The following is a 22,900-nucleotide window of genomic DNA, read 5'->3' on the forward strand; positions in this document are numbered from 1 at the left end:
AGCCCACCATGTCCCCCGACGATCCGCTGCTCAGCATCCTGGTCTGCCCGCTGGACAAGGGTCCGCTGACCCTGCTGCCCACCCAGGACGCCCTGGTCAACCCGCGGCTGAAGCTGCGCTACCCCATCGTGGACGGCATCCCGCAGCTGCTCCCCTCCTCCGGGACACCGCTGGCCGGCGCAGCTGCCGCGGCCGCCGACCGTTCACCCCGGACGGAGGGCTGATGGGCACCCTGGCCGCCTCCGTCGCCGCCCACCTGCCCACCGGGCTGGTCGGCGCCACCGCCCGGGCGCTGTACCCGAGGCTGGAACCCGAACTGGCCCGGCTCACCGACTACTGCCCGGCCGGCGGCACCGCCATCGACCTGGGAGGCTGGTTCGGGCCCTGGTCGCGGCGGCTGGCCGACCGCTGCACCCGGGTGGTTACCGTGGAACCGGTCCCGCATCTGGCGGCCCATCTCCGGGCCGCCCTGCCCGCCAACGTTCGGGTGGTGCAGGCCGCCGCCTCCGACCGGGAGGGCACCGCCGAGCTGTGGCTGCCGGACGGCGACAACGGGGACCGCGGCCTCTCCTCGCTGACCCGCGCCGGGGTGCACGGACACAGCGTCGAGGTGCCCACGGTGACCGTGGACAGCCTCGGGGTGCGGGACGTGGTCTTCATCAAGGTGGACACCGACGGCGGCGAACTGGCCGCCCTGCGCGGGGCGCGGGGTGTCCTGGACCGGCGGCGCCCGGCGCTGCTGGTGGAGCTGGAGACCCGTATCCGGCCCATCACCCCCGTGGTGGACTTGCTGGCGACCGAACACGGCTACGCGGGCTGGGTGCTGCTCTCCGACGGCTGGCGCCCGCTCACCGGCTTCGACCTCCCCGCCTACCAGCGCCGCACCGAGCATCTGGTGCACCGCGGCATGCTCCGGCGCACCCTGGCGCCCGGCCGGGAGAGGTATGTCAACTCGGTGCTCTTCCTGCCCGGGGGCCGGACCCCCGGGGCGGTGCGCCGGCTGCCGTGAACGGGTCGGTCCCGGCGGGGGTGGCGGCGGGGCGGAGGGCGTCGGCGCCGTACAGGGCCTCCACCCAGTTGGCCTGGTAGATGGTGTCCAGATAGCGCTCGCCGAGGTCGGGCGAGATCGCCACGGCCGTCAGCTCATGGACGCCATCGGCGTCGTGCTCGGCGAGCCAGGCCGCCGCGCCGCTGACGACCGTGCCGGTGGAGCCGCCGAACAGAAAGCCCCGACGGGCCAGTTGGCGGCAGGTGCGCACGGTGTCGGCCTCGTCCACGCTGACCACGTCGTCCACCAGGGAGCGGTCCAGCAGCGGTGGCGGCACACTCATGCCCAGCCCCGGGATCATCCGGCGGCCCGGCGGGCCCCCGAAACTCACCGAGCCCGCGCTGTCCACCGCGACCACCCGCACCGGGCGGTGCCACTCCCGGAAGAACCGGGCGCAGCCCATCAGGGTGCCGGTGGTCCCGGCGCCGACGAAGAGCAGATCCAGCCGGGGGAAGGCGCGGGCGATGGCGGGAGCCGTACTGCGGTAGTGCGCACGCCAGTTGGCCGGGTTGGTGTACTGGCTCAGCCAGACATGGCGCGGATCGGCGGCGCAGAGCCTGCGAACGTAGGCCAGCCGGGCGCCGAGCAGTCCGCTCTCCGGATCCGGCTCCCGGATGACATGCACCCGGCTGCCGAGCGCCTCCATCAGCAGCCGGGTCGCCAGGTTGCAACGGGCATCGGTGACACAGAGGAAGCCGTACCCCTTGCTCGCCGCGATCATGGCGAGCGCCACCCCGAGGTTGCCCGAGGAGGACTCGACCAGGATGGACGAGCCGGGGGTGAGCGCCCCTTCCCGCTCGGCGGACTCGACCATCTCCCGGGCGGCCTTGAGCTTGATGGAACCGGCGAAGTTGAACCCCTCGCACTTCAGGTAGAGCGGACGGCCGAGGTGGCCCCGCAGGTCGATGTACAGGTCCTCCTCGTTGAAGGCGTGGGGGACCGAGATGACGGGCACGGCGGATTCCTCCTCGGAGGGTGGGTGGGGTGGTCAGCCGTAGCGGCGCAGCTCGTGGAAGAAGCCGTCGGCGACCCGGAGTTCCCCGGACGCCGCCACCTCGTCGTAGACGTACTTGCCGACCGCGAGGTCCAGGACGCCCAGGCCGAACGGGGAGAAGACCACGGTCCGGTCGGCCGGCACGGTGACCCGGCCAGTGAGCACATCGTCCAGGGTGCCGTGCAGGAACTCCCGGCTACCGGTGAGCTGTTCGGTCAGCTGCGCCGAGGTGGCGGCCCGCAGGCAGTGCTCGATGTCGTCCACGATGTTCACCGCGTCCAGCAGGACGCGCGGGGCGAGGTCCCGCAGCGACAGATGGAGCACCAGGGGATGGTGCGCGAACCACGAGGGGTCGTGGACATGCGGCGCTCCGGCGACGGTGGCGAACACCACCAGGTCGCTGTAGCCGACCAGTTCGCGCGGCCCCGGGTGCACGGTGACCCGGCCATGTCCGCCGGACTGCTCCAGATAGAGCCGGAACGCCGAGGCGCTGGCGGGAGAGGTGTCGTACACCCCGATCTCTTCCGGCTCCCAGCCGGTGGCGGCCAGGAAGGTGTGGACATAGCGCGCGATCAGCCCGGCGCCGAAGAAGCCCACCCGCCGAGGCCGCGGCCGGCCCCGGCTGAGCCGGTCGGCCGCCGAGACGGCGGACGCCGCCGTACGGCTGGCGCTGATGATCGAGCTCTCCAGACAGGCGAACGGGTAGCCGGTCACCGGGTCGTTGAGGATGAGCACCGCGGACGCCCGGGGCAGCCCGGTGGCGGTGTTGGCCGGGAAGCTGGAGATCCACTTGATCCCGTCCACTCCGACCTCCCCGCCGATCGACGCGGGCAGGGCGATGATCCGGGCGGTCGGCCGGTCGGTGAAGCGGAGGAAGGAGGAGGGAGGGTTGACCGACCTCCCCGCGCCATGCAGCCGGTAGGCGGCCTCCACCACCTGGACCAGCTCCTTCTCCCGTCCGAGCAGGGCCCGTTGGACCTGGTCACCGGAGACGACCGCGAAGGACGGCGCGCCGGCGGCCTGCGCGGAGGCGAGGGGCGCCGCGGGGGCGGGGATGGGGGCGAGCGGCATGGCTCAGTCACCTCGAATCTCGAATGGTGGGGGCGGGGGCGGACAGCCGGACCGGGTCGGCGGGTACCACGACGACATCCCGAGGCCCCTCGTAGGCCTCCCTGCTGTGCGCGGAACGGAGGTTGTCCAGGACCAGCAGATTGCCGGAGCGCCAGGGGCGCAGCACGGTGTGCTCGGCGTAGGCCGCGTTGATCAGCCGTACCGTCTCCTCGTCGATCGGATCGCCGCCGCCGTAGCGGGTGGTGAACGGCAGCCCGTCGGCGCCGTACATCTCGATCAGGTACTCCCGGACCTCAGGGTCCAGCGTCCACTCGTTGAGAAAGGCGACCTGGTTGAACCAGCAGCGGCGGCCGTCGGCCGGATGGCGTACCACGGCGGGGCGCCGCTGACGGGTGCGGAGCCCGCCGCCGTCCCGCCACTCGGTCTCGATGGCGTGCGCACCGCAGTACGCGGCCACCTCGCCCGGGTTTTCGGTGCCGAAGGCCTGGCCGAGGGTGGCTCCGATCTCGTCCTGGTAGGCGCGGGTCAGCAGCCAGCCCTCGGTCTCGAAGCGGCGCACCAGCTGCTCGGGGAGGGCGTCCAGCACGGCGGCGGCATCGGCGATGCCGGTCTCCCCACCGGTGCCGGGCGCGGTGAGGCAGCCGATCAGCAGCAGGGACGGGCACGGCAGGGTGTAGCTCGACTCATGGTGCATACACATACGCTGCTGGGGCGGCCAGTCGGCGGAGGAGTACACACCGGGCCGGTAGGTCCGGCGGGTGGCCAGCGCCTCGCGCTCGACCATGGGCGCCGCGCCCAGTCCATCGGCGACCGCGGCCACCTCGTCAGGGGTGCTCAGACCGAGGCCCCGGACCAGCGCCGCCCCGTACCGGGTCACCGTGGTACGCAGCTCCTCGCGGTGCGCGGTGGCCCAGCCGCCGGGGTCGCCGGGCGGGGCGTCGATGATCGGTGGGGCTTCGGGCTGCCGGGTGGGCCGGACGGCCATCAGCGGAGTCGGGGACGTCATCGTCGTACTCCTTGCCGGGAATCGGATCGGTCACGGGAACGATCGGTGAGCAGGGCGGCCAGATCGGCCAGTACGGGGTGGGCGGTGATGTCGCTGACGGAGACCGAGCGGTCCAGCCGAACGGCGAGCCGGACCGCCGACAGCGAGTCGCCGCCCAGCGAGAAGAAGTGGTCCCGCCGGCCGACGCGCTCCACCGGAACGCCCAGCACCTCCGCCCAGGCCGCCGCAAGCCGCTCCTCGGCCGGGCCGCGCGGAGCCTCGGGGCCGGACGCGGCTGCTTCGGTGGTGTCCAGCTCCGCCAGTGCTTTCCGGTCGGTCTTGCCGTTGGCGGTGAGCGGGAGCGCGGACCGCCAGTGGAAGGCGTCCGGCAGCAGATACTCCGGCAGCCGGCGGGCGAGTTGGCTCCGCAGCCGGTCGTCGGCTATCGGGCGGGGCCCGGCGCAGAAGGCGACCAGCCGGGCCGCGCCGCCGGGTGGCCGGCCGACGACCACGGCCGCGTCCCGTATCCCGTCCACCCGCAGCAGGGCGTTCTCGACCTCGCCGGTCTCCACCCGGAAGCCGCGCACCTTCACCTGGCCGTCCCGGCGGCCGAGGAACTCCAGCTTGCCGTCCGGGGTCCACCGGCCGAGGTCGCCGCTGCGGTAGAGCCGGTGACCGGGGTCCAGCGGGTCGTCCGGGAAGGCCGCCTGGGTGCGCTCGGGGTCGCCCAGATAGCCGCGGCCCACGCACACCCCGGAGAAGACCAGCTCGCCGGGGGCGCCCAGCGGCACCGGCCGCAGCCGTTCGTCGACCACATACGCCCGTACGTTGGGCAGTGGCCGCCCCAGCGGAATCCGGTCGCCCGGCGGGGGCCGGTGCAGGATCTCGTGGTGGGTGTCGTCGGAGGTCTCGGTCAGCCCGTAGGCGTTGACCAGGGGGACGCCCGGGCGGGCCGCGAACCAGCGGCGTACCAGCTCCGGCCGGAGTGCCTCGCCGGTCACCGACACACAGCGCAGCTCGGGCAGTTCGCGCGGATGCCGCTCCAGGGCGGCCAGCAGGGCGTCCAGATAGGAGGGGACCACCTGGAGCACGGTGACCCCGCCCCGTTCCACGGTGTCCAGGAACCGGTCGGCGTCCAGTACCGCCGCCTGCTCCACCAGCAGCGTCCGTCCTCCGGTCAGCGGACCCGCCAGCAGCTGCCAGAGCGAGATGTCAAAGCACTGCGGGGCGCTCTGGGCGACCACCTGCCCGGCGTCCACCCCCAGATCGCGGATCTTGGCCAGCAGATGGTTGAGCAGCCCCGCGTGCTCGCACATCGCGCCCTTGGGCTCACCGGTGGAGCCGGAGGTGAAGTAGACATAGGCCAGCCGACCGGGGCCGATCGGCAACCCGGGGTCGGCCTCCGCCCCGGGCCCGGCGGAGACGGCTTCGGCGTCCAGCATCGCGGTGCCGGGCCGGTCGGCCAGCGCCTCGGTGAGGCCGGGGGAGATCCCGGCGCCGGTCAGCACCAGCCGGCAGGAGGCGCGCTCCAGCATCCGGGCGATCCGGGCCGCCGGGAAGTGCGGCTCCACCGGAAGATAGGCGCCGCCCGCCTTGAGCACCGCGAGCGCCGAGGCCATCCACTCCGGATCGCGCTCCCGCACCACCGCGACCCGGTCCTCGGGGCGCAGCCCCTCGGCCAGCAGTGCGTGCGCCAGCCGGTTGGCGCGGACGTTCAACTCCCTGAAGGTCCAGTGTCGTTCGCCGTGGACCACGGCCACCGCGTCCGGGCGGACGGCGGCCTGCCGCTCGAACAGCTGATGGGCCCGCAGGTCGGGGAGCGGGCAGTGCGGCCCGGCGGCCAGTTCCTCGGTCTGGTAGCGGATCTCCGCCGCCGACACCAGACTCTGCCCGGCCTGCGGCGCCTTCGGGTCGGCGGTGAGCAGGGCGAGCGCGGTCCGGTGGTAGCCCGCGATCCGGGCGGCGGCGGGTGCGTCGAGCAGCTCGGTGCGGTAGCGCAGCCGCAGGGCGTACGGGCGTTCGCCGCCCAGCACGGCGACCCGCAGCCCGGCCCGCCCGGCGGCAGCGGCCTCGGTGCCGACCGGGTCGAACACGACATCCGAAGGCTGGGCGGCGGGGGTGCTCTCGGCCGCCGCCCGATGGGCCGCGCGTACCAGCCCGCGCCAGTCGGGGGCGGTGACCGCCACCCGGCGCACCACCCCGGCCCCGTAGCCGGTGGTGATCTCGGTCGAGCCGCTGAGCGCCGCCAGCACCCGCAGGTGTGCCGCGAAACAGACCGTGGCCGGTGGCACCCCCAGCCCCCGCGCGGTGCGGCCGAGGGCCTCGGTCAGCTCGGCGGGCAGCGGCTCGATGTGCTCGGCGGCGCCGGGGCGGGGCGCACGGGTCCAGGACGGGAGGGCGGTGCGGTCGGCTACGGGCGGGGGTGCGGCTTCGGTGTTCATGGCCGGCTGCCTTCCGGAGTCCTGGCCGGATGCGGTACGGGGGTGGGGGAGGGGGTCCGGACCGGTACGGGGACGGGCAGCGGGCGGGCCGGGTTGCCGCCCCAGCGGGCCCGGCGCGGCACGGACTCGCCCTTCATCAGGAAGGTGTCGGGCGCCAGCACCGCCCCGTCGCCCAGCACCACGCCGTAGTGGACGAAGGCGCGGACGCCGAGCGTGCACCCGGCACCGAGCACCGAGCGGTCGGACTTGAAGGCGCCGTCCTCCTGGGAGTGGGTCTGCACCACACTGCCCGCGTTGAGGGTGCAGCCGTCGCCGATGGCGACCAGGGCGCGTTCCGTCAGATGGCAGCCGTCGTCGAAGACCCGGCGGCCCATCCGGACGCCGGCGGCCCGCATCACCGCGTTCTTGAACGGGGTGCCGTTGAGCACCCGCACATAGGTCTCGGACGGCACCTTCCAGTAGCGCTCGTGGTACCAGAAGCGCCGGTCGTAGATCGAGCAGAACATCGGCCGCAGGGGATGGCGGGCGGTGGTCACCCGCTCCACCAGGGCGAAGTACAGGGGTCCGGAGAGCACGGCCGCGATGTTGGCGAGCGCGATCGCCCACACCCCGTACCCGGCGTACAGCTCGGCGGCCACCGTGACGAGGAGGGTGATCCAGCTGAAGAACAGCCACCGGGTCAGCAGATACAGGCCCATACTGGCGGCGTTGTGCCGGTTCTTGGCGGCCAGCCGGGTGCGCAGCCCGGTCCCGTCGCCGCGGATGTCGTCGAAGGCGGTGTCCCGCCGCACCGTGCGCGGGATGGCGAAGCTGGGGGAGCCCAGCAGCCCGGTGTTCCGGCGCACCTCGCCGTCCACCGGGACCATCACCTTGGTCGCCAGCAGGCAGTTCTCGCCGGTGCGGCCCCGGGAGGGGTAGGCGATCTGGTTGCCGAGGAAGTTGTGCGGCCCGATGGCCGTCCGGGACACCGTGAACGAGGTGTGCGAGTAGTCGGCGTTGAGCAGCGACAGCCCGTCGGCGACCATGGTCCCGGTGCCCACCGAGGCCAGTCGGGGGCTCTCGTGCCGGACCTCGGTGCCGAAGTTGGACCCGGTCTGTGTCACCGGCCGCAGCCGGTAGCCGAGGCCGCCCAGATAGTGCACGACCGCCGAGCTGTCGCCGAACAGCCGCATCAGGAAACGGCGGTTGGTGGTCAGCGCGATGAAGCGGTGCACCGCGTACCGGACCCCGTACAGCGGGTACACCGTGCCGGGGCGCAGCGCGCGGGCGAGCAGCCGGGGCACCGTGGCGACAAAGAGCAGCCCCAGCGGCAGCGCCCCGAAGAAGACCACCGCGGCGAGGGCCAGCACCTCCCCGTAGAAGACCCAGGAGGTCAGCGCCGTCGGCCCGGGCGCCAGGGCGGCCTCCAGCCGCGGTACCCCGGCGAACAGGATGCCCACCCCGCCGATGGCGAGCGGCAGGTACACCAGCGCCACCGCGAGCACCGTCAGCACGCCGTGGGCGATCCGGCGCAGGGTGCCCCGGCCGACCGCCGGCACGGCCCGGAAGTCGGTCGTGCCCGGCCCCGCGGGCGAGCCGTACCACCGCTCGCCGTCCGGGACGGCCTGCCCGCTGTGCAGACTGGAGGCGTGACCCAACTGGGCCCGGTCGCCGAGCGAGCTGCCGATGTCCAGCACGGTCGCCTCGCTGACCAGCGCGTCGTCCCCGACGGCCACCGTCCCGGTGTGGATCACCCCGGCCTCGGCGCGGTAGCAGTTGAGGTACACATCCCGGCGGATCACCGAGCGCCGGCCGCAGCTGAACAGATCGGCGCAGACCGGCACATGGCGGCTGAGGACGACCGAGCCCCGGCCGATCCGCGCGCCCAGCGAGCGCAGATAGAGGGAGTAGAGCGGTGAACCGGCCAGCAGCACCAGCGGATTGGCCTGCACCAGGGTCTTCACCAGCCAGAAGCGGACATACGCCAGGCTCCAGACGGGGATCCGCCGACCCGGCCGGAACCGCCCGGCCAGCAGCCACTTCACGGCCACCGGGAGCAGGCAGAGGGCGAGCAGCGCCGCACCGCCGAAGACCACTGACCGCAGATAGGCGTCCAGCGCGCCGTCGGCCGCCGAGATCCACTCATAGCCCCGTGCGGTGATCACGGCGACGAGGCAGGCGTACCCGCAGAACAGCAGCGCTTGGAGCACCGCACAGCGGAGGTACGGCCCGTACCCGCCGTCTCCCGGACCTGCCGGGGCGGCCAGGGAATCCGGCTCCGGCTCGGGCTCGGGCCGGGGAGGGCGGCTCTCGGCGAGGGCCGCGGCCAGCGCCCCGGTGGTGCGGTGGCGGTAGACGTCCCGCATCGAGACCGGAGGCAGCTCCGGGTGCTTTCTGACCCGGGCGCAGAACCGGGCCATCACCAGGGAGTCCGCGCCCAGTTCGGCGAAGAAGTCACTCTCGGCCGAGACCGCCGGAGCGGCGGTGACCTCGGCCAGAATTCCGGTGAGCGTATCGGTGAGTCCGGCGGTCATAGCAGGTATTCGAGACAGAACGGGTGGCGTATGACATGGCTGCCGGATTTCTCCGCATTTTCGGTGTTGCGGTGTGTGGGGGCGAGGGTTGCCCAGGGGTTGCCCTGGTGTTTCCCGTCGTGCCGCGGCTCAGTCGGAAGCCGTGATCGGCACCACCGCGAGCGGCTCGGTGGTCGGCTGCCGGGAGCCGCCCGCGGGCTCTACGCTGATGCCCACGGCCACCGCGTCGCCCACCCAGCCGTCCATCAGCCGGATAGCCTCGCCGCCCGCGCCGGACACCAGCCCGGCCGGCCGCAGGTCATCGGTCCCGTAGGCGTACCAGAGCTCATAGACCTGCCCACCGGGCAGCGCGGGCAGGGCCTGGGCGGTAAACGCGGCCTTGTTCTCGCTCTCCGCGACGATGATCCCGACCGAGGCGCCGTCCGGCAGCCCGGCGGTGTGGACGGTGGCATCGGAGGCGGTGAGGATCTCGGTGAGCTGGGCCGCCGCGGTGCGCGCCGCGCTCTCCGCCCGGGCGGCCCGCTCCCGCGCCTGGTCGGCCTGGCCGTGCTGCCAGGCGGCGACCCCGCCGAGCGCCGCCGCCGCTGCCACGGCCGCCGCCAGTGCCAGACTCAGCAGGCGCCGGCGGGCCCGCTGCCCCGGCAGGGAGGCGCGGCGCTCCTGGGCGGTACGGGCGGCCTGGTCCAGCACCCGGGTCCGTACCCTCGGCGGCGCGGCCACCGGACGTACCGCCTCCGGCCGCGGCCAGAGCGTCGCGGGGAGCGGCGCCTCCGCCAGTACGGCCAGCACGGCGGCGTAGGCGTCGGCCTCCCGCCGGCACTCCGCGCAGCCGGCCAGATGGTTCTCGAAGGCCGCCTCCTCGGCGGGCGGCAGCGCGTGCAGCACATACGCCCCGACCGGCTCATGCGGCCCGTGCGGCTCCTGCGCCTCGTACGGCCCTCGGGGGGTGGTCACCAGGCACCCTCCAGACATGCGCGCAGCCGGCGCAGACCGGCCCGCATCCGGGACTTCACCGTGCCCTGCGGGGTGGCCAGCGAGTCGGCGACCTCCACATAGGTCATGCCCTGGTAGTACGCGAGGACCAGCGGCACCCGCTGGGCCCGCGCCAGGGACGCCAGGCACCGGTAGACCCGTCGGTGCTCGTCGTGCTCGGCCACCGTCTCGGCGACCTCGTCGAACGCCCGGTCCCCGGCCAGCACCCCCGCCAGCCACTCGCGCTCGCTGCTCGCCTGGGCGGAACGGACCCGGTCGACCGCCCGGCGGTGGGCCAGGGTGAGCACCCAGGACCTGGCCGAACCGCGCTCCGGACGGAACCGGTCCGCGGTGCGCCACACCTCGATCATCACGTCCTGGGTGACTTCCTCGGCCTGCGCGGCGTCCTGGAGGATCCGGCAGGCGAGCCCCATCACGGAGTCGGCGAAGGTGTCATAGACCTCGGTGAACGCCGCCATGTCCCCGTGGGCCGTCCGGGTGAGCAGCTCCCGTTCGGCGGCGTTCTGCTCGGGTCCCTTCGGCAAGCGCAGCTCCCAGTGGGTCGTGACCGGGCGCCGGCCACGCCGCCGTCGGCCCGGTCCCTCCCTCCCAGCTTGGTGCCGCCGCGAACCGCCCGCAAAGCGGGCCGGGCCCCGGCGGGCGACGGCGGCCCTCACCGGGGGCGCTCCCCGGCTCGGCCCGACGGCGGCCCACCGCTCTCCGCCCGCCGGTCGAGCCGGACCCGCACGGTCTTGCCGCCGAGGGCGGGGACCACCGTCAGCCGACCGCCGAGCCGCTCGATCAGCACCAGCCCGAAGCCGCCCCGCTCCCCGGCGTGGGTCCAGCGCTGCGGCAGTTCCTCGCCGGTGTCGGCGACCGCGATGTCGAGGACACCCGCGCGCTCGGTCAGCGTGAGCCGGCAGGGTCCGGGGGCGTGCCGGACCGCGTTGGTGACCAGCTCGGACACGATGAGGACGGCGTCGGCCGTGCGCTGCCGCCCCCAGCCCGCCCGGGCCAGCAACCGGGCGGTCGCCCGGCGGGCGGCGGCCGGTGCCCGGCGGTCCCCGGACAGGGCCGGCCGGTCTTCGCGTACCGGTGGAGCCGGTGGCATCAGTGGCGCCGGTGCGCTGGTGGACATGACCGCCCCCGATCTCCGGAGGAGCGCCGGCGGGTCGGCCCCGCGGGCTGCGGGACTCTGGGGACTCGCGCCGGACCGCTCTCCGCGGAGGGGATTCGTAGCCGCTCCGGCCGTGGATGACGGCCGGAGCGGCCCGGTACGGACGTATGGGATGTCCGTGTGTACGGGGTGTCAGTCCGTACGGCGTGCCCCGAGGCGCCCGCGCCGGTAGGCGAACCAGCCGCCGACCATCAGCAGACCCGCCACGCTGGCGAGCGTCAGCACGGTGACACCCGTGGAGGCCAGGCTGCCGCCGCCCCCGGTGGGCGAGGTCCCGCCCACGGTGCCGCTGGAACCCCCGGCCGGACCGCTGCCTCCGACGGACCCGCCGGAGGCGGTCCCGGAGGTGCCCGTACCGCCCGTGGATCCGGAGGTGCCGGAGCTCCCCGTACCCCCGGAGGCACCGCCCGTGGAGTCCCCGTCCCCGTCCCCGCCGTCGGTGGCGACCGGGTCCTGGCCGGTGAAGGCGATCGGGACCTTGACGTCCTGCGAGCGGTCGCCGGAGAGGGTGTGGTCGGCGCGGGTGGCGAGCACACAGGTCTTCTTGAAGCAGTCGGTGTACTGGTCCTTGGCGTCCACGGTGAGCTCGACCGAGAAGGTGCCGCCCTTGCCGTACGGCTTCGCCAGGCCCTGGCCGTAGTCCGGCGGGTTGGAGGAGATCCAGGCGGAGCTGTGCGAGGAGCCGGTCATATCGACCCCGCCGACGCACGGGGTGGGCAGCTCGCCCGCGCCGTTGTCCACGCACAGGGCGACATAGATGCCCTTGGCCTCGTCGTAGCCGGAGCCGGAGACCTTGAGCTTCTGGTCCTTGGTGGCGAGGTGGTTCACCGGGGTCACCGTGAGCTTCTGGCCGTCCGGCCCGGTGATCGTCCTGGTGCCCGAGGGCTGCTGGTCGTCGTCGCCGTTTCCTCCGTTGCCCCCGTTTCCTCCGCTGGTGTTTCCTCCGTTGTCCCCGCCGGGCTCGGTGACGGTGAGGGTGACCGGCGACGTACGGGTGGTGCCGGCGGCGTTGGTGAACTGGGCGCGGTAGCGGTAGCCGTCCTGGGCGGTACGGGCGGTGAAGGTGTACGCGTTGCGGGTGGCGCCCTCGATGTCCCGCCAGCTCTGACCGCCGTCCGCGCTGACCTGCCAGCGCACCGCGGGCTCCGGGGTGCCCTCGGCGGCGGCGACGAACGAGACCTCGTCACCCGGGGCCGCCGAGCGGTCGGCAGGAGTCTGGACGACCCTGGGGGAGACCCGCCGGTCCAGCCTGGTGACCTTGCCCTCGGCGGGGCTGGCCACATAGACGGCCGAGCCGCCCGGGACGACGGCGACCGAGGCCTGGCCGATCTGGCCCTGGTTGCCGTTGAGCGGGGTGGGGGTGGCGGCCTCCTGGTGCGTCCGGGTGTCGTAGACCGCCAGGGAGCCGTTGTTGTCGCCGCCGTCACCGGTGTCGCCGCTGTCCTGCCAGACGACATAGGCGCGGCCGGAGGTGCCGTCGAAGGCGATGTCCACCGGACGGTCCCGGCCCTCGATGGTCTTCAGCGGCTTGGCGTCCTGGTCGAAGATCCGGACGCTGTTCCCGCTGCCCGCCCAGACGTTGCCGGTGGCGGGGTCGGGGGCGACGAACCAGAGGCTGTCCTCCGGCAGGGCGGCCTCGGCGGTCACCGTGAAGGAGCCGGTGTCGACCCGGCTGAGCTTCCCTCCGGCGTAGCCCGACCAGGCGGCGCCGCGCGCGATGTCCACACCGAGCCGGCTGCCCCCGTCCAGGGTGAGGCTCCGTTCGGCGGCCCCGGTGGCGGTGGTGACCTCGGTGAGCGTCCCGCCCTGCTGGACCAGGGTGGTGGCGGCCTTGGTGCCCGGGCCCGCGCCGGTCACGGTGGCGCCGGGCAGCCAGACGCCCCGCGCCGCGGTGTCCCCGTCCTTGGCGGTGCCGAGGCCGCGCAGCGGGTAGTGGAAGACGACGCCGTCGCCCGGGAGCGGGGCGGCGAGGATCGGCACCCGGCGGTCGGCCAGGGCGCCGGTGGAGCCGGGGGCCTTGCTGATGTGGCTGCGGACCGTGCCGTCGGCGGCGTCGAGGACGTAGAGGCCCTGCTCGTTGACGTCGGCGGTGTCTGCGATGTTGTCGGCGCCGACGTAGAGCTTGCCCGAACCGGGGTGCACCAGCAGGTCCAGCGGCTTGCCGGCCCGGGTGAAGTCGGCGGCCTTGACATGGCTGACGGTGCCGGGCGGCACGTCCACCCCGTCGCCGCCGTCGCCCCCGCCGGGATCCTGGCCCTTGAAGGTGACCGGGATGCGGACGTCCTGGGAGCGGTCGCCGCTGCCCCGGTGGTCGACCCGGGTGACCACCGAGCAGGCCACCTGCAAGCAGTCCAGACTGGAGTCCTTGGCGGTCAGCTTCAGTTGGACGTCGAAGGTGCCGCCATCGCCCCAGGGGAGGGCGAGTTCGCCCGCGTACGGGTCGTCCTTGGGCACGATCCACTTCGAGGCGCTGCCCCCGCCGGTGGTGTCGGCGCCGCCCAGGCAGGGTGAGGGGATGCGGTCGTCGCCGTTGTCCTTGCACAGGGCCGCGTAGATGGCCTTGCTCTCGTCATAGCCCGAGCCGGTGACGCGGATCGTCTCACCGGCCGGGTCCAGGTTGGCGGAGGCGGAGACGGTGAGCTTCTGCCCGGCCTTGCCGAGCGCGGTCCGCGGGGTGTCCGCCGCCCGTGCGCCCGGGCCGGTGGCGACGGACGCGGCGGCGACGGAGGCGAATACGAGCGCGGCGGCCGCGAGGAGCGCCGGACGTCCGCGCCGGGAGGGCGGGACGGCCGCACGGCCCGGTCGCCGCCGGTCCGTCGGGTCAACTGCCATGGAGTGGTCCTCACTTGTCGGGTGCGTCCGGCACCCCGGGGAACGCGGAGGGCCGGGCCCCGTGGTCACGGGGCCCGGCCGCGCGCGGGCTACTGGAAGGTGATCGGCACGTGGACGTCGTACTTGCGGTCATTGGTGTCGAAGTGGTCGGCGCGGGTGACCACGGCACAGGTCACGTCCTCGCCGCAGACGCTGCCGTCCTGAAGGGTGGCCTTCACGAAGATCTTCGCGGTGAAGGTGCCGCCGGGGCCGAACTTGGAGGTGTTCGGGAGCGTTCCGCCCATGCTGTTGTTCACCCAGTGCGAGGCGCCGGTGGTGCCGGACTGGTCCTGGCCGCCGAGACACGGGGTCGGCTTGTTGGCGCCCGGAGCGCCGTTGACCACGCACAGACCGACGTAGATGCCCTGGGACGGGTTGTAGCCGGAGCCGGTGACCGTGATGACCTGGCCCGCGCCGGCGGCCGTGTTCGGCGAGGTCAGCTTCAGGTTGTAGGTCACGCCCCCGTCGGTGACGGTCCGGGTCGAGGTGGCGGCCGAGGCCGAGGTGGCCAGGCCCAGCGTGAGCGCGGTGGACGCGACGACGGCGAGGCCGGCGCGGGCGGCGATACGGGCAGGGGACAGGACCTTGATGGCTCGCATGGGTGACAGCACACCTTTCGGCAGGCGGCGCCCGGATCGGGATTCGATCCGAACTTAGGTAAGGCATACCTAAGTCAAGATCGAATCGATTGTCAACAGAGTGTGAGAGAACTGTGGTGAGACCAACTGGGCTTATTTCGCCACGGGTTGAGACGTCAGGGCGTGCCTGGAGAGCGGACCGTTCCCGGTCCGCTCCCAGGGCCGCGCCGACGGGTGACGGCTCAGGGCCTCCCGGCCCCCGTGGCGTCGTCGGCAACCGTGACGGTGAACCCGGCGGAGGGCGGGCTGCCCGTGCCGGACACCGGACGCAGCTCGACCGTGTGTGCCCCCGGGGCGGCCGTCCGGTACACCGGGAACGCCTGGGACACCCGTCCCTCGCCGTCGGCCACCACGTCATACCGGGTGTCGTCGTCGATGGCGACCAGGACCACCTCGCCGGGGGTGAACCCGGCGCCGCTGATGAGCTGTTCGCCCCCGGCGGCCACGGCCGGATGCGCCAGGGCCGCGGTCGGCGGGGCGGCCGGTTCGCCGGTGCGGGTCTCGGTGGGCGTCTCGGTGGGCGCTGAGGGGGTGCTCCCCGGTGCTGGGGCCTCAGGTGACGGCGGGCTACCCGGCCCCTCGGCGGGCACACCGGCCCCGTCACCCTGGCCGGCCAGCCCCACGGTGACGTCCAGCGGGGCCAGTTCGCCACCCTTCTCGTACCGCTCACCGCTCCAGCCGGAGAGCAGCGCGGCGCCCTGCTCGGTCAGGGTGAGCCGCAGCCCGGACCAGGTCGCTCCCGCATCCCGGACCAGGGGCGCCGTGTCGCCCGGGTGCACCTCGGCGAGAGGCAGCCGCTCGGTGGCGCCCGGCTGGGCCGCGTACGCCGAGAGGGTGCCCCGGCCGCCGTCCAGGCTCAACCGCAGTTCGCTGAGGGCCAGTTCCGTACCGCCGGCTCTCGCCGTCGTGAGTCGCAGCGTGCCGGTCAGCTCCATGGTGGCGTCCCCGGCGGCCGGGTCCGCGCTGCCGCCGCCCACGGGGAACCAGACGCGCTCTCCCGTACCGGCGGTGGCCGGCCGGTCGGCGTGTACGGTCACCTCCGCACCGCCGCGGCCGGTGAGGCTCCCGCCCGCGGGTGCCCAGCTCGCATAGCCGCCGGACACCTCCCGGGGCGTTCGCGGCTCGTTCTCCCGTGCGCCCGCCGACGGCTGGCCGAGGAGCGCCAGCAGCACTCCCGCGGCCAGGGCGGCGGCGCCCGCCTTCCTGTTCATCAAGCCCCCTGGTGTGCGCGGCCGTACGCCCGCTGCGATGGGATGGGACGGTCTCGGACAGATGGTTCAGCGCGCCGCGGGGGTGCTCTCACCCGCTCCGGCGGACCGGCGGCGACGGGCCCACAGCCAGGCCGTACCTCCGGCGACCACCAGTCCCGCCGCGCCCAGTGACAGGGGCAGGGCCGTGCCGGAGCCGGTGGAGGCCAGCGGGCCACCGGGCGCGGCGCTCGCGGAGGCTCCGTCGGACGGGGTCGTGCCTTCGGTGGTGGCCCCCGGGCTGGGTGTGCCGGTCGAACCAGGGTCGCTCGACGGTGAGTTGGTGCGGCCGGTGCTCGGCGTGGGCTTGCCCGGGGCCGCCGCGCCGCCGAAGGTGACCGGGATGCGGACGGTCTGGCTCTGGTCGCCGCCCCGGGTGTGGTCGTTGCGGGTGATGACCGCGCAGCTGACCCCGGGCTTGGTGCAGTCGGTGTTGGCGTCCTTGGCGCGCACCTTGAGGCTCACCGAGAAGCCGCCCTTGCGCCCGCTGCCCTGGTAGGGCTTGGCCAGCCCCTTCCCGTACGAGGGCGGGTGGGAGGACACCCACACCGAGGCCCCGGACTCTCCCGACATATCGACCCCACCGACACAGGGGGTCGGGGTCTTCCCGACACCGTTGTCCACGCAGAAGGCGACATAGATGCCCTTCTCCGTGTTGTAGCCGGAGCCCCGTACGGTGACCGTCTCACCCGTCGCGTTCAATCCGGACGTCTTGGACACGGTGAGGCTCTGCCCTTCGGGGCCCTTCGCCGATCCGCCGGCCGCCGCCGCACCGGGCGAGGCCGCGATGACCAGGGCGGAAGCCAGTGCCAGCGCCGCGGGTCCGACCCGCGGGGCCCGTTGGCCGGTTCTGTGCATACGCATGCGTGTCCGCACCCCCCACATAGGCAACTCAGGTAAGCCTAACCTAAAGTATTACGGGTTGAGTTCGTGCCGGAGGAGAGGGAACGACCGAGCGATGCGCACCCCTGGAAGAGCCGAACTACCGAGCGCCCGCAGAGGTGTTGCCGTTCGTCGAGGTGTTTCCCTCCGCAGCGGTGCCGCCGCTCTCGCCGTTGCCCTGGCGGCGCTGCTCGCCGGCTGCGGAGGTGGCGCCGGCAGCTCCGCCAAGACCTCGGCGCCCTCGGCCCCCGCCGACGCGGGCACCCGCGCCGCGGCCGCCGCCAAGCAGCTGGCGACCAACTCCGTGGTCCCGCTGGAGGGCAAGCCGCCCACCCCGGAGCTGCCCGTCACCGTCGGCTCCTCCGACGGCCGGAAGGTCACCGTCACCGACGCCTCGCGCATCCTGCCGCTCAACGGCGGGGTCGCGGAGATCGTGTTCACCCTGGGCCTCGGTGACCGGGTCGTCGGCCGGGACATCACCGCCACGTTCAAGGAGGCCAGGAAGCTGCCCCTGGTCACCAAGGCCCACGATGTGAGCGCGGAGAGCGTGCTCTCGCTGAAGCCGACGGTGGTGCTCGCCGACACCGACACCGGGCCCTCCGAGGCCATCGACCAGATCCGCGCCTCGGGCACCCCCGTGGTGGTGCTGGACCCCGCCAGCAAGCTGGCTGATGTCTCGACGCGCACCACCAGGGTCGCCGAGGCCCTCGGCGTACCGGGGGCGGGGCGGGCCCTCAGCGAGCGGATCGCCGGCCAACTGGCCGAAGCGCGGGCGGCCGTGCCGAAAGGCAGCAGGCCCAAGGTCGCCTTCCTCTATATGCGGGGCACCGCGGCCGTGTATCTGATCGGCGGCAAGGGCTCCGGCGGGGACTCGCTGCTGGAGGCGGCCGGCGCGGTGGACGCGGGCAAGGAGTCCGGTCTCGACCGGCCGTTCACGCCCCTCACCAGTGAGGCCCTGGTCACCGCGGAGCCGGATGTGATCCTGATGATGTCCAAGGGGCTGGACTCGGTGGGCGGGATGGACGGGCTCCTCGCCATCCCCGGAATCAGCCAGACCCCGGCCGGTGCGGACCGCCGGGTCATCGCCCTGGAGGACGGTGTCCTGCTCTCCTTCGGGCCCCGGACACCGCTGGTCATCGACATCCTGGTGGACCGCATCCACCGCACCTGAGCCCCGGTGGGCGCGCGGTCCGGCCGCCCGGCGGGCGCGACCGGACCGCGCGCGGGGTGGTGCCCGGTGCGGTGCACGAGTCCCTGCACGAGTCCCTGCGCGAGGTATGGACAGCCGTGCCCACGCATGCTGTCATTCCCCCGCACCCCGTTTTTACATCGTTGAAATCGTGAAGCGGGCCGACAACGGCCCATGGGGCGCCCCGACTTCCTCGCCATCTCCGCCGAGGAGACAGACAAGGGGACAGATGCGATGACACCACCTCACACCCGCCACCGGAACCGGCTGCGAGCGCTGCTGACCGCCGTCGCGCTGCTGCTCCCGGCCGCCGCGCTGACACCGGGCACCGCGACCGCCGCGCCGCCCCCGGCCGGGAAACAGCAGGCCCCGGCCGGGAAACAGCAGGCCCCGGCCGGGAAACAGCAGGCCCCGACTGGGAAACAGCAGGCCCCGACCGGGAAACAGCCGTTCGCGACAGACCATCAGCAGGCGTCGGCCGGACGGCAGCAGGCCCCGGCCGAGAAGCCCCCGATCGAGGTGCACGGGCTGAAGGGCGAGTACTTCCGTATGTCGGCGCCGGGAGCCCGGGACTTCGCCGAGCTCGGCGGCACCTCACTCGATCCGCAGATCAACCTCCCCGGCCTCGCAACCACCTTCGAGAAGCTGACCGGCGGCGCCGAGCACACCACCGCCCGCTGGACGGGCGGCATCAAGGCGCCCGCCACCGGCGACTACACCTTCCACGGCATCGGCGACAACGGCTTCCGGCTCCTCGTCGACGGCAAGCCGGTCATCGACCACTGGGTGCCCGACTGGGACAGGGAGCAGACCAGCGCCCCGGTCCGGCTCACCGCCGGCCGGACGTACGACTTCCGGCTGGAGATGTTCCAGGACACCGGCGGGGCCAATATGTTCCTGCGCTGGTCCACCCCCACCGTGCCCAAGCAGCTGGTGCCCGAGTCGGCGTTCACCCCGCCGGCCGACTTCGAGGTCTATCCGGTGGAGCTCACCGCGGGCCGGGACGGGCGCAGCCTGCGGGCCCGCTTCGAAGGCCGGGTCGGGGACATCGGCCGGGTCAGGGAGCATCTGACCGTCGAGGCGGACACCACGGCCATGCCGATCTCCTCGGTCGAGGTGCCGCGCGGGGAGCGTGACACCCTCCTGGTCCGGCTCGCCAAGCCCATCCAGCAGAACCAGCAGGTCCGCTTCGTCTACGACGGCAAGGGCGGCCTCACCGACGGCGGCAAGGCCGTGCCCGAGATCGCCCGCACCGCCCGGAACACCTCCACCCACCGCCTCACCACCCCCTGGGGCGACACACTCGACACCAAGCGGCCCCTGCCGGAGTACCCCCGCCCGCAGGCGGTCCGCTCGGCCTGGCGCAACCTCAACGGGCCCTGGCAGTTCAGCGCGGCGAAGGCCGGGGAGCAGCCGGTGTTCGGCCGGAACCTCGACGAGCGGATCATCGTCCCGTTCCCCGTGGAGTCCCAGCTCTCCGGGATCGAGCGGCACGAGGACCATATGTTCTACCGCAAGCTCATCGAGGTGCCGAAGGGCTGGAAGATCGGCCGCGGCAACCGGCTGAAGCTCAACTTCGGCGCGGTGGACTACCGGTCCCGGATCTACGTCAACGGGCGGCAGATCGCCGAACACACCGGAGGCTACGACGCCTTCACCGCCGACGCCACCGACGCGCTCCGGGGCGGCGGGCCGCAGGAGGTCGTGGTCGCGGTCACCGACACCGGCGGTGCCGACCAGCCCAAGGGCAAGCAGTCCACCGACCCGGGCGGCATCTTCTACACCCAGTCCTCCGGCATCTGGGGCACCGTGTGGATGGAACCCGTCGCCGACACCGCCATTGACAACCTTGTCACCACCCCCGACATCGACAGCGGCACCCTCACGGTCACCGCCGAGTCCGCCGGTGCCTCCCCGAAGGCCCGGGTGGAGGCCGTCGCCCGGGACACCCGGGGCAGGGTGGTCGGCCGGGTCAGCGGACCGGCCAACCGCGAACTGCGGCTGCCGGTGGCGAACCAGCGGCTGTGGAGCCCCGACGACCCCTACCTCTACGACCTCGACGTCCGGCTGACCGACGGCAGGTCCACCGACCGGCTCGGCAGCTACTTCGGCATGCGGAAGATCGCCGTCAAGAACGTCGGCGGCTTCCCCAAGCTGGTCCTCAACGACAAGCCGATCTTCTCCCTCGCCACGCTCGACCAGGGCTTCTGGCCCGACGGCCTCTACACCCCGCCCAGCGACCAGGCCCTCGCCTTCGACCTCAAGGCCCACAAGAAGCTCGGCTTCAACGCCGTACGCAAGCACATCAAGGTGGAGTCCGCGCGCTGGTTCCACCACGCGGACCGGCTCGGGCTGCTGGTCTGGCAGGACTTCGTCTCCGGCGACCTCACCAGCGAGACCGGCCGCACGGCCTTCACCGACCAGGGCCGCGCGATGATGCGCCAGCACCACAACTCCCCGTCGGTGATCGGCTGGATCGTCTTCAACGAGGGCTGGGGCGAATGGGACCGGGAGGCCACCGGACGCATCGCCGAACAGGTCAAGGCCGCCGACCCGTCCCGGGTGGTCAACGCCCACAGCGGGGTCAACTGCTGCAACTCCAAGGGGGACTCCGGCAAGGGCGACATCATCGACCACCACGACTACAACAACACCGACCCCGCCTACCCCGACGCCACCCGGGCCGCCATGGACGGTGAGCACGGCGGCTTCACCCTGCGCACCCCCGGCCATATGTGGCCCGGCCCGCCGACCGTCATCTACAGCGGCGTCGCCGACAAGGAGGCCCTGACCCGCACGTACGTCGAGAACACCGAGAAGTTCTATCTGGAGGCGGCCGGCGCCGAACTCTCCGGCTCGGTCTACACCCAGATCTCCGACCTGGAGAACGAGCTCAACGGGCTCTACACCTACGACCGCAGGGAGATCAAGGTCGACCCGGTCCGGGTCCGCCAGGTCAACGAGAAGGTCATCGCCGCCGGCGCCGCCGCGGGCGCCCGACCCGCGCCGAAGGGCGGTGGCTCCTGGGCCCTGGACGAGGGAAGCGGCACCACCGCCCAGGATGGCGGCCCCCAGCACCGGCCGCTGAAGCTCAGCGCGGGCACCGGCTGGACCCCCGGCGTCAGCGGCAGCGCCCTGTCCTTCGACGGCAAGGGGCAGTACGCCCAGACCGACGGGCCCGTCCTGGACACCACCCGGGACTACACCGTCTCCGCCTGGGTGAAGCTCGCCTCCCTGCCCGGCAACTACTCCACCGCGGTCAGCCAGGACGGCCGCCGCCGGGAGAACCCCTTCTACCTCCAGTACGGCCAGGGCGCCTTCGCCTTCAGCACCCCCGGCGCCCACCGCGCCCGCGCCGAGACCGTCCCCGAACTCGGCCGCTGGTACCACCTGGTGGGGGTGCGCGACGCGAAGAGCGGCACCCTCGGCCTCTACCTCGACGGCCGGCTCGCCGCCACCGCCCCGGCCGGCCCCGCCGATGTCAGCACCGGCCCGCTGTCCGTCGGCCGGGCCAAGTGGGGCGGCGGCAACGTCGACTTCTGGCACGGTGCCGTCGACCGGGTCCAGGCCTTCGACCGGGCCCTCACCCCCGAGGAGGTGACCGCGCTCCACGACCGCGAGCGCCCCTGACGACCCGCCCCTGACGACCTGCCCCTGACGGTCTGGGCGGGGCGGCCGGCGCGCGGTGGTTCAGCCCCGCGCGCCGGCCACTTTGGCCAGGTCCCGCCCGACACCGGCGTCGGCACCGACTCCCTGGCCCGTCGCCCGCGCGGCCCGGGCCCGGGCGCGATGCTCGGTCGGCCGGATCCCCCAGGTGCGCTTGAAGGCGACGCTCAGCGCGTACGCGTTGGCGTAGCCGACCTGGCGGGAGACCGCGTCGACCGTGGCATCGGTACGGGCCAGCAGATCGGCGGCGCGGCAGATCCGCCACTCGGTGAGATACGCCATCGGGGACTGCCCGACCAGCTCGCCGAACCGGCGCGCGAACCGGGCCCGGGACACCCCCGCCTCCGCCGCCAGCGAGGCGACCGTCCAGCCGTGCGCGGGATCCCCGTGCATCAGCTTCAGCGCCCGCCCGACCACCGGATCCGTGTGCGCCCGGTACCAGGACGGGGCCTGGGCGCCCGGCAGCTCGAACCACTCCCGCAGCGCGCACACCAGCAGCAGGTCCAGCAGCCGGTCGAGCATCACCTGCCGCCCGGGGGTGTCCCGCCGCAGCTCCGCCTCGATCATCTCCAGCGCCGGGCAGCCCTCCGGGGCGGCGGGCACCAGCGCCACCCTCGGCAGGGCGGTGAGCACCCGCTCCGAGACGCTGCCCCGCACCTGGAAGGTGCCCCGGAGCAGCTCCGCCCCACCCCGCCCGTCCGCCCCCTCGCCGGGCCCGCACATCGGCAGGGCGTCCCCGACCACCAGCGCCCCGCCCGGGGTGGTGCACCGGTCGGCGGAGTGCACCAGCACCAGCTGCGGCGTCCCCGGATCGTCCGCCACCGTGTACGGCTCAGGCCCGGTCACGATCGCCACATCACCCTGGAGCAGCCGCACCGGCTCCCCGCCGTCCGGGACCACCCAGCCGCCACCGCTGACCATGGTCAGCAGGGAGAGCGGGGCCGCGTCGAGGAAACGCAGCGACCACGGGGGGTTGACCACCGACTGGTCGAAGAGCGCCCCCTGCGGGCGGACATCCTGGAGCAGGCCCGACAACGCGTCATCCATGCCACCCGATCCTACAAACCGCCGGCCGCCGCGAACCCCGAAGGAAACCGGCGGGAGACGAAGCACCGACTCCCAAGGGAAACCCCCGGGAAACGAGACGATCGGACATCGAAACGAGCGGATCAGCCATCGCGACGGCGATCCGGGCGCGGTGTACTG

The 22,900-nt window shown here is 73.5% G+C and carries 17 protein-coding genes; 4 read left to right on the forward strand and 13 right to left on the reverse strand.

Features of this window, described 5'->3' with window-relative positions; all coding sequences use genetic code 11:
- Positions 1-8: 8 nt before the first annotated feature.
- On the forward strand, positions 9-224 hold the full coding sequence (locus ABZ945_RS15715) for a Trm112 family protein (RefSeq protein ID WP_361268989.1): 216 nt from the start codon (positions 9-11) through the stop codon (positions 222-224).
- Positions 224-1,009: an FkbM family methyltransferase gene (locus tag ABZ945_RS15720; protein ID WP_361268991.1), complete on the forward strand. Its 786-nt coding sequence runs from the start codon at positions 224-226 to the stop codon at positions 1,007-1,009. The genes ABZ945_RS15715 and ABZ945_RS15720 overlap by 1 nt, the downstream gene beginning before the upstream one ends.
- Here the strand turns inward: ABZ945_RS15720 and sbnA are convergent.
- The 12 genes from sbnA to ABZ945_RS15780 form a co-directional block, all read right to left on the reverse strand.
- Positions 948-2,003: a 2,3-diaminopropionate biosynthesis protein SbnA gene (sbnA, locus tag ABZ945_RS15725; RefSeq protein WP_361268993.1), complete on the reverse strand. Its 1,056-nt coding sequence runs from the start codon at positions 2,001-2,003 to the stop codon at positions 948-950. The genes ABZ945_RS15720 and sbnA overlap by 62 nt on opposite strands.
- A 33-nt stretch (positions 2,004-2,036) precedes the next feature.
- Positions 2,037-3,113, reverse strand: a complete 1,077-nt coding sequence (sbnB, locus tag ABZ945_RS15730) for a 2,3-diaminopropionate biosynthesis protein SbnB (protein WP_361268995.1) — start codon at positions 3,111-3,113, stop codon at positions 2,037-2,039.
- 7 nt (positions 3,114-3,120) lie between these two features.
- Positions 3,121-4,119 (reverse strand): TauD/TfdA family dioxygenase, encoded by a 999-nt coding sequence (locus ABZ945_RS15735; RefSeq protein WP_361268998.1) that lies wholly within the window; start codon positions 4,117-4,119, stop codon positions 3,121-3,123.
- The gene (locus tag ABZ945_RS15740; protein WP_361269000.1) at positions 4,116-6,539 is read right to left on the reverse strand and encodes an amino acid adenylation domain-containing protein; all 2,424 of its coding nucleotides are present in this window, start codon (positions 6,537-6,539) and stop codon (positions 4,116-4,118) included. Before ABZ945_RS15740 ends, ABZ945_RS15735 begins: the two co-directional genes overlap by 4 nt.
- On the reverse strand, positions 6,536-9,052 hold the full coding sequence (locus tag ABZ945_RS15745) for a Pls/PosA family non-ribosomal peptide synthetase (RefSeq protein WP_361269003.1): 2,517 nt from the start codon (positions 9,050-9,052) through the stop codon (positions 6,536-6,538). Before ABZ945_RS15745 ends, ABZ945_RS15740 begins: the two co-directional genes overlap by 4 nt.
- Before the next feature lie 129 nt (positions 9,053-9,181).
- Positions 9,182-10,006 carry an anti-sigma factor gene (locus ABZ945_RS15750; protein ID WP_361269006.1) on the reverse strand — a complete coding sequence of 275 codons (825 nt, stop codon included), beginning with the start codon at positions 10,004-10,006 and terminating at the stop codon, positions 9,182-9,184.
- On the reverse strand, positions 10,003-10,569 hold the full coding sequence (sigK, locus tag ABZ945_RS15755; protein WP_361269009.1) for an ECF RNA polymerase sigma factor SigK: 567 nt from the start codon (positions 10,567-10,569) through the stop codon (positions 10,003-10,005). The genes ABZ945_RS15750 and sigK overlap by 4 nt, the downstream gene beginning before the upstream one ends.
- A gap of 128 nt (positions 10,570-10,697) precedes the next feature.
- Entirely contained in the window at positions 10,698-11,162 is a 465-nt protein-coding gene (locus ABZ945_RS15760) for an ATP-binding protein (protein WP_361269012.1), read from the reverse strand.
- A gap of 171 nt (positions 11,163-11,333) precedes the next feature.
- A complete protein-coding gene (locus ABZ945_RS15765) occupies positions 11,334-14,033 on the reverse strand; it encodes an immunoglobulin I-set domain protein (protein WP_361269015.1) in 2,700 nt (899 codons plus the stop codon).
- A gap of 89 nt (positions 14,034-14,122) precedes the next feature.
- A complete protein-coding gene (locus tag ABZ945_RS15770; RefSeq protein WP_361269018.1) occupies positions 14,123-14,671 on the reverse strand; it encodes a hypothetical protein in 549 nt (182 codons plus the stop codon).
- Between the two features lie 221 nt (positions 14,672-14,892).
- Positions 14,893-15,921: an HtaA domain-containing protein gene (locus ABZ945_RS15775; protein WP_361269021.1), complete on the reverse strand. Its 1,029-nt coding sequence runs from the start codon at positions 15,919-15,921 to the stop codon at positions 14,893-14,895.
- A gap of 66 nt (positions 15,922-15,987) precedes the next feature.
- Positions 15,988-16,821 (reverse strand): hypothetical protein, encoded by an 834-nt coding sequence (locus ABZ945_RS15780; RefSeq protein ID WP_361269023.1) that lies wholly within the window; start codon positions 16,819-16,821, stop codon positions 15,988-15,990.
- A gap of 94 nt (positions 16,822-16,915) precedes the next feature.
- Here ABZ945_RS15780 and ABZ945_RS15785 point away from each other — a divergent pair, with 94 nt between their 5' ends.
- Both ABZ945_RS15785 and ABZ945_RS15790 read left to right on the forward strand, forming a co-directional pair.
- A complete protein-coding gene (locus ABZ945_RS15785; RefSeq protein WP_361269025.1) occupies positions 16,916-18,010 on the forward strand; it encodes an ABC transporter substrate-binding protein in 1,095 nt (364 codons plus the stop codon).
- A gap of 252 nt (positions 18,011-18,262) precedes the next feature.
- Entirely contained in the window at positions 18,263-21,658 is a 3,396-nt protein-coding gene (locus ABZ945_RS15790; RefSeq protein ID WP_361269028.1) for a LamG-like jellyroll fold domain-containing protein, read from the forward strand.
- Positions 21,659-21,718: 60 nt separating this feature from the next.
- On the opposite strand, the gene ABZ945_RS15795 is transcribed toward ABZ945_RS15790, so the two are convergent.
- Positions 21,719-22,741 carry an AraC family transcriptional regulator gene (locus tag ABZ945_RS15795; RefSeq protein WP_361269030.1) on the reverse strand — a complete coding sequence of 341 codons (1,023 nt, stop codon included), beginning with the start codon at positions 22,739-22,741 and terminating at the stop codon, positions 21,719-21,721.
- Positions 22,742-22,900 lie beyond the last annotated feature (159 nt).

Origin of the sequence: Streptomyces sp. NPDC046887, assembly GCF_040644755.1 — a bacterium.
In the GTDB taxonomy this organism is placed as follows: Bacteria; Actinomycetota; Actinomycetes; order Streptomycetales; family Streptomycetaceae; genus Streptomyces; species Streptomyces lichenis.

Excerpts from the sequence above, each read along its gene's own strand:
- ABZ945_RS15715 (WP_361268989.1), top strand. The coding sequence starts at position 9 with ATGTCCCCCGACGATCCGCTGCTCAGCATCCTGGTCTGCCCGCTGGAC.
- ABZ945_RS15720 (WP_361268991.1), top strand. The coding sequence starts at position 224 with ATGGGCACCCTGGCCGCCTCCGTCGCCGCCCACCTGCCCACCGGGCTG.
- sbnB (WP_361268995.1), bottom strand. The coding sequence starts at position 3,113 with ATGCCGCTCGCCCCCATCCCCGCCCCCGCGGCGCCCCTCGCCTCCGCG.
- ABZ945_RS15735 (WP_361268998.1), bottom strand. The coding sequence starts at position 4,119 with ATGACGTCCCCGACTCCGCTGATGGCCGTCCGGCCCACCCGGCAGCCC.
- ABZ945_RS15740 (WP_361269000.1), bottom strand. The coding sequence starts at position 6,539 with ATGAACACCGAAGCCGCACCCCCGCCCGTAGCCGACCGCACCGCCCTC.
- ABZ945_RS15745 (WP_361269003.1), bottom strand. The coding sequence starts at position 9,052 with ATGACCGCCGGACTCACCGATACGCTCACCGGAATTCTGGCCGAGGTC.
- ABZ945_RS15760 (WP_361269012.1), bottom strand. The coding sequence starts at position 11,162 with ATGTCCACCAGCGCACCGGCGCCACTGATGCCACCGGCTCCACCGGTA.
- ABZ945_RS15765 (WP_361269015.1), bottom strand. The coding sequence starts at position 14,033 with ATGGCAGTTGACCCGACGGACCGGCGGCGACCGGGCCGTGCGGCCGTC.
- ABZ945_RS15770 (WP_361269018.1), bottom strand. The coding sequence starts at position 14,671 with ATGCGAGCCATCAAGGTCCTGTCCCCTGCCCGTATCGCCGCCCGCGCC.
- ABZ945_RS15775 (WP_361269021.1), bottom strand. The coding sequence starts at position 15,921 with ATGAACAGGAAGGCGGGCGCCGCCGCCCTGGCCGCGGGAGTGCTGCTG.
- ABZ945_RS15780 (WP_361269023.1), bottom strand. The coding sequence starts at position 16,821 with ATGCGTATGCACAGAACCGGCCAACGGGCCCCGCGGGTCGGACCCGCG.
- ABZ945_RS15785 (WP_361269025.1), top strand. The coding sequence starts at position 16,916 with ATGCGCACCCCTGGAAGAGCCGAACTACCGAGCGCCCGCAGAGGTGTT.
- ABZ945_RS15790 (WP_361269028.1), top strand. The coding sequence starts at position 18,263 with ATGACACCACCTCACACCCGCCACCGGAACCGGCTGCGAGCGCTGCTG.
- ABZ945_RS15795 (WP_361269030.1), bottom strand. The coding sequence starts at position 22,741 with ATGGATGACGCGTTGTCGGGCCTGCTCCAGGATGTCCGCCCGCAGGGG.